The following is a 4,646-nucleotide window of genomic DNA, read 5'->3' as shown; positions in this document are numbered from 1 at the left end:
GCCCGCCGCCGCGGCGGCGTCGGCGGCCGCGCGCGCGGCGTCGCGGTGCTGCTCGTCCGCCGTCGTCGACGGAGACGCGAGGTGCTCGTCCATTGACGTCCGATCGTACAAGTGTGTATGACATACACACACAGTTTGCGACGTACACAGAAGGAGGTGCCCGATGGACGAGCCCGTCATCGAGGTCCGCGGCCTGCGCAAGGCCTACGGCGGCCGGACCGTGCTCGACGGCGTCGACCTGACCGCCCGCCGCGGACAGGTCCTCGCCCTGCTGGGGCCCAACGGCGCGGGGAAGACGACGGCGGTGCGGATCCTGGCGACGCTCGTCGCGCCGGACGGCGGCACGGCCCGCGTCGCCGGGTTCGACGTGCGCCGCGAGCCGGCCCGCGTCCGTGCCGCCCTGAGCCTCACCGGCCAGTACGCCGCCGTGGACGAGCTGCTCACGGGTGAGGAGAACCTGCGGCTCGCGGCCCGCCTGGCGCACCTCCCGCGGCAGCAGGCACGCCCGCGCGTCGACGAGATGCTCGCGCTCTTCGACCTCACCGACGCGGCGCGACGCACGGTGCGCACCTACTCGGGCGGCATGCGGCGGCGCCTCGACCTCGCCGTCAGCCTGCTGAGCCGACCCCAGGTCCTCGTCCTGGACGAGCCCACCACAGGACTGGACCCGCGCAGCCGCGCGGCGCTCTGGGACGTGGTCCGATCCGTCGTCACGGCGGGCGGGACGGTCCTGCTCACGACGCAGTACCTGGAGGAGGCCGATGCGCTCGCGCACCGGGTGGCGGTCATCGACCGCGGCGTCGTCGTCGCCGAGGGCACCGCCGCGCAGCTCAAGGCCGCCGTCGGACCGGCGCACGTCGAGCTCGCGCTCGCGGACGGCACCACCGAGCGGCTCGCGACCGACGGCACGGTCGCCGACGTGCGGCGCGTCCTCGGCGACGTGGAGCACCGGGGCCTCGCCGTCGAGCACTGGCAGGTGCGCACGCCCACGCTCGACGACGCCTTCTTCGCCCTGACCGGGCACGACGCCGGTGTCCCCGTACCGGCCGGAGACCGCTCGCCCGCGCTCGCCGCGTCGGGCGCCGCGGCGTCCACCCCGCCCTCGACCACGCCCGCCACGTCCCGCCCGTCCCACCAGGAGCCCCGATGACCGTCCTCGACCTCACCCCGCGCCCCGTCCCGCCGCCGCCGGGCGCGCGCGACGCCGTGCGCGACACCCTCGCGCTGGTCGGCCGGAGCCTGCGCCGCTCCACGCGCCAGCTCGACACGCTGCTGCTCGCGGTGCTGCTGCCCGTCGTGCTGCTGCTCATGTTCGTCTACGTCTTCGGCGGCGCGATCAGCACCGGTATCGCGTACGTGGACTTCGTCGTGCCGGCGATCGTGCTGCTCACCGCCGGGTACGGCGCCGCGACGACCGCCGTGGACGTCGCGAGCGACATGACGAACGGCATCGTCGACCGCTTCCGCAGCATGCCGGTCCCGGCCGGTGCGGTGCTCACCGGGCACGTCGTGGCGAGCCTCGCGCGCAACGCGGTGTCCACCGCGCTCGTCGTCGCCGTCGCGCTGCTGGTCGGGTTCGACCCGGCCGCGTCGGCCGGGGACTGGGCCGCCGCGCTCGGCGTGCTCGTGGTCTACGTGCTCGCGCTCACGTGGGTGGCGGTGGCGATCGGGCTCGTCGCGTCCGGGCCGGAGGCGGCGAGCGGCTTCACGTTCGTCATCCTGTTCCTGCCGTACCTGTCGAGCGCCTTCGTCCCGGTCGCCACCATGCCCGGCGTGCTCGCGACCGTCGCGGGGCTCAACCCCGTGACGCCCACCGCGGACGCGCTGCGGGCGCTGCTGCTCGGCGCGCCCGTCGGCTCCGCGGTGGCCGTCGCGGTCGCCTGGTGGCTGGCCCTGCTCGTCGTCGCGCGCGTCGGGGCGGGGCTGCTGTTCCGCCGGCGCCGCTGACGGGAGGCGGTCCCCGGCGGGCAGCGGGTGAACATCGACCGAACGGGACGATCCGGACGCCGCCGGGGGTCGCGCACCCGCCACCCGGAGAGGTGTGATGCGGGGGGACGCGTCGCCGGCCGGACGGCCGGACGCGGCCCGGGGCGGGGGGCTCCATGTCGCAGGTGGGGGGACGCGGCCGGCGCGGCGTCGGAGGGGTGGTCGCGGTGCACGTCGTGGGGGCGCTGCTCGCGGTGGGCGGGGCGGTGACGGACGCGCGCGCCGGCGCGGCCGTGGCGGTCGCCGGGTCGCACGTCGTCGCCGGGCCGGGCGCCGCGAGTGGTGCGGACGTCGTCGGCGGCGCGGTCGTGGACCGCGGGCACGCCGCGGCGGTGGCGCTGCACCCGGCCGACGGGCCGGCCTCCGGTGGTGCCCGCGTGCTGCTGACGGGTCCGCGGGTGGGCACCGCCGCCGCGGTGCGCTTCGACGGCGTGCGCGCCACGGCCCTGCGTCGGATCGGTCCGGGTGCCCTGTCGGTCGTGCCGCCGGCGCACGAACCCGGGCCCGTCGACGTGACCGTCGCGGTCCCGGGGCGCGACCCGGCGCCGCTCACGTACACCTACGTCGGCGACGGCCCGGGCGCCGTCGTCGACGGCATCGCGCCCGACACCCTCCCGACGTCCGGCGGTCGCGTCGCCGTCGACGGCGCGGGCCTCGGCGGCGTGCTCGACGCGACGGTCGGCGGCCTGCCCGTGTCCGGCCTCGTCGTCACCGACACGCGCGTGTCCTTCGTGGCACCGGCCGTCGAGGGCGAGGGCGGCGCGCCCGTCGTCCTCGCCCTGCCCGACGGCGAGCTCGACGCGGGCGTCCTCACGTACGTCGCACCCCGCGTCGACGCGCTCACGCCCGCGACCGGCGGCACGGCCGGCGGCGACGTCGTCACGATCACCGGCTCGGGCCTCGCGACGGCGACGGGCGTCGACGTCGGCGGCACGGTCGTCGCGGTCGAGCGCGCCGACCCGGACGGGACGACGGTCGAGGTGCGCACGCCCGCGCACGCACCGGGTGTCGTCGACGCGACGGTCCTGCTCGACGGCTCCGACGCGACCCTCGCCGCCGCGTACACCTACGACGACGGCGGCGGGGGTGGGGGCGACGGCGAGGGCGCCGTCCGCGGCGTCACCCCCACCGCGGGTCCCGCGGCCGGCGGCACCTACGTGACCCTGACGGGCACGGGCCTGGCCGGCGTCACCGACGTGACCTTCGGCGGCACGTCCGCGGTGGTGCTCGACGTGGCTGCGGACGGCTCCTCGGTCGTGGTCGAGGCCCCCCTCGGCATGCCCGGCACCGTCGACCTCGTCGTCGTCCTGCCCGGCCGCGACGTCGTGCTGCCGGGCGCCTACACGTACGTCCCGGACGGCACCGGCACCGCGGTCACGGGCCTCGCACCGGCCACGCTGCCGACGACCGGCGGCACGATCACCGTCACGGGCAGCGGGCTGCACGGCGCGACGGGCGTCACCGTGGGCGGTGTCGAGGCCGCGGACGTGCGCGTCGCCGCCGACGGCACGTGGGTCACCGCCGTCGTCGCGCCGGTCGACGCGCCCGGACGCGCGCGCGTCACCGTCTGGTTCCCCGCCGGCACGATCCCGGCGGGGGAGGTGGAGCTGGTCGCGGGCGGCGGCGCCGACGGGTGACCCGAGCGGCCGCACGCTGCCGGGTCGGCACCCCGCACGGCGTCGGATCGGTGCCGGACGAGGTCACCGGCGGGTCGTCACCGGCCGAGGTCACGCGCAGTCGCCCGTGCGCGCACCGCCCACCGTCGTCGTCGCCGGGTCGACCAGCACGGGGAGGGCGTTGCCGACGCAGGTCAGGTCGCCCGTGACGTCCGTGTGCTCCACCTCCACGCGGCCCAGGGTGCGCTCGAGCGTGAGCGAGCCGTACCGGCTCTGCCGCTGCTGCCCGTCGTCGATCCAGTGCCAGGGTCCGTCGGACCGGCGCAGACCGCCGAGCACCACCCTCCCGTACGCGTCGCGCACGGTGACGGCGCCGCCCACGGCGGTCTCGGCCAGCACCACCCCCGTCGGCGACGACGACGTCAGGGGCCCGTCGACGACCGTCTCCGCGAGGGTCACGGCGCCGCCGCGCGTCGTGACCGGGCCGCGCACGTGCGCCTCGCGCAGCTGCAGCCCGCCGTCCTCGTCGTCCAGCGCCGCGCCCGGCAGGAAGTCACGGCCCCGGTCCCGCGTCCCGAACCGCACGTCGATGCCGCCGACGTCCGCCGACGACCAGAGCGTCCCGGTCGTCCCGCGCACGCGCCCGGCCACGCGGCCGCTGATGAGGACCTCGTTCGCGCGCACGAGAAGCACGTCGCCGCCGACCGTCACGTCGCTCAGCCACACGATCGCGTCCTGCACGACCACGTCGCCGTCGACGCGCACGTCCAGCAGCTCCGGCCAGTCACCGCCGAACTCCGGTGGCGGCGCCGTCACGTGCACGTCGCCCTGCACGTGCACACCCCACAGGCCGCAGCCGTCGAGCAGGACGTCGCCCGGGTACGTCGTGCGGGTGCGGAACTCCTGCCACGTCTCGGCGTTGCAGACGAACACGCTCGGGTCGGACGCGCCGGCGGGCACGGCTGACGCTGCCGCGAGGAGCGCCGCGACGGTCAGCACCGGCACCGCGCGCCGGTGCGCCGTCCGCGCCGACCGCGCCGGCCG

General features: G+C 77.4%; 4 protein-coding genes. 3 read left to right on the top strand and 1 reads right to left on the bottom strand.

Going from position 1 to position 4,646, the window contains the following annotated elements:
- Nucleotides 1-163: 163 nt before the first annotated feature.
- The 3 genes from AB6N23_RS17345 (at nt 164) to AB6N23_RS17335 (ending at nt 3,623) form a co-directional block, all read left to right on the top strand.
- Nucleotides 164-1,150 (top strand): ABC transporter ATP-binding protein, encoded by a 987-nt coding sequence (locus AB6N23_RS17345; RefSeq protein ID WP_412867220.1) that lies wholly within the window; start codon nt 164-166, stop codon nt 1,148-1,150.
- Nucleotides 1,147-1,947: an ABC transporter permease gene (locus tag AB6N23_RS17340; RefSeq protein WP_412867219.1), complete on the top strand. Its 801-nt coding sequence runs from the start codon at nt 1,147-1,149 to the stop codon at nt 1,945-1,947. The genes AB6N23_RS17345 and AB6N23_RS17340 overlap by 4 nt, the downstream gene beginning before the upstream one ends.
- A gap of 206 nt (nt 1,948-2,153) precedes the next feature.
- Nucleotides 2,154-3,623: an IPT/TIG domain-containing protein gene (locus tag AB6N23_RS17335; RefSeq protein WP_412867218.1), complete on the top strand. Its 1,470-nt coding sequence runs from the start codon at nt 2,154-2,156 to the stop codon at nt 3,621-3,623.
- A gap of 90 nt (nt 3,624-3,713) precedes the next feature.
- On the opposite strand, the gene AB6N23_RS17330 is transcribed toward AB6N23_RS17335, so the two are convergent.
- On the bottom strand, nt 3,714-4,646 hold a 933-nt coding region (locus tag AB6N23_RS17330), incomplete at its 5' end, for a hypothetical protein (protein ID WP_412867217.1).

The sequence above is a fragment of the Cellulomonas pasadenensis genome (genome assembly GCF_047229365.1).
Taxonomy (GTDB): domain Bacteria; phylum Actinomycetota; class Actinomycetes; order Actinomycetales; family Cellulomonadaceae; genus Cellulomonas.
The sequence above is the reverse complement of the archived record's forward strand: the minus strand, read 5'-3'. Positions and strand labels throughout refer to the sequence as shown.

Excerpts from the sequence above, each read along its gene's own strand:
- AB6N23_RS17345 (WP_412867220.1), top strand. The coding sequence starts at position 164 with ATGGACGAGCCCGTCATCGAGGTCCGCGGCCTGCGCAAGGCCTACGGC.
- AB6N23_RS17340 (WP_412867219.1), top strand. The coding sequence starts at position 1,147 with ATGACCGTCCTCGACCTCACCCCGCGCCCCGTCCCGCCGCCGCCGGGC.